Genomic DNA, 1034 nt, shown 5'->3' on the forward strand with positions numbered 1-1034 from the left:
GAGCTGAAACGCGGCGCAAATTCCGACAGAAAGCTATAGCAGGCCAAGTTAGCCTGTCCTACAATAAAAGAACTATTACCCGCGTTTTTGTCGTTCCACTGGAAACACACACTAGGCCCTGTCGTCGTCGCGCACGGCCCACGGGAACCACCTGCCAAGCAGCCTGCCCCAGTCCAGCTTCAGCGTAAAGTAGAGTATCACGCCCATCACGGCCACGCTTGCGACCCCTATGATTATGAGGGTCGTATAGTCAGTGGCGCTTGAAATCACGTCCTCGGCTATCGGCCTGCCAAGGAATATGGTGCCCCACACTATTGCCTCAGTCATTACCAGCTTGCCGGCAAAGGTCGCCAGCGCGAACTTCCAGGGGCTGTAACGCGCAAGCCCGAGGGGGATGTAGACAATGTCGTCTGGTATAGGCGTCGCCGAGGCAAGAAACGCGCCGGGCCAGCCGTACCTGCTCACGAGCCTCTGCAGGGGCAGCATACGCTTTTTGGTGGTGGTGCTGAGCGCCTTGCGGCCGTAGTAGCTTGCGAAAAATATTATCGTCTTGGCGATAACGGAGCCAAGGGCGCTCGCAAGCGCGATAAGGTGCGGGTCGAACTTGTCAGAAAGCGCGGCCGCCAGGATGACGGGGAAATACGGGACGGGCACAAAGACGACGAGGCTCCCGACGAAACTGACGAGGAAAATACTCAGGTACCCGAGCTCGTCACTGAACGGGAACAGGTCTTCAAGGCCGACCAAGTGTGACTAGCTCGCTTTTAATCCCATATTAGTATGCCCTTCCAAACATGGCGACCTTTTTCGCCGGCTGGCCGCAGTAGACGCATTTTTCAGCCATGCCGGCCTGGTCAAACGGGATGACGCGGATGTCGGCGCCAGTCTCCTCCTTGATTTTGAGCTCGCATTCCAGGGCGCCGCACCAGCCAGAGCGGGCAAAGCCTCCCTTTTCAACCGCGGCCTTGAATTCGTCATAGCTTGCCGGCGCTGCGACATAGCCGTCGAGGAGTTGTTTAGCCCTTGCAAACAGG

At 57.5% G+C, this 1034-nt stretch carries 1 protein-coding gene and 1 pseudogene; both read right to left on the reverse strand.

Going from position 1 to position 1034, the window contains the following annotated elements:
* Positions 1-111 precede the first annotated feature (111 nt).
* Positions 112-747, reverse strand: coding sequence for a YqaA family protein (locus ACREAY_RS12110; protein ID WP_431756020.1), 636 nt, complete (start codon positions 745-747; stop codon positions 112-114).
* Positions 748-775: 28 nt separating this feature from the next.
* Positions 776-1034: pseudogene (locus ACREAY_RS12115) on the reverse strand (proline--tRNA ligase); the annotation flags it as partial.

The sequence above is a fragment of the Nitrososphaera sp. genome, assembly GCF_050748925.1.
Classification (GTDB): domain Archaea; phylum Thermoproteota; class Nitrososphaeria; order Nitrososphaerales; family Nitrososphaeraceae; genus Nitrososphaera.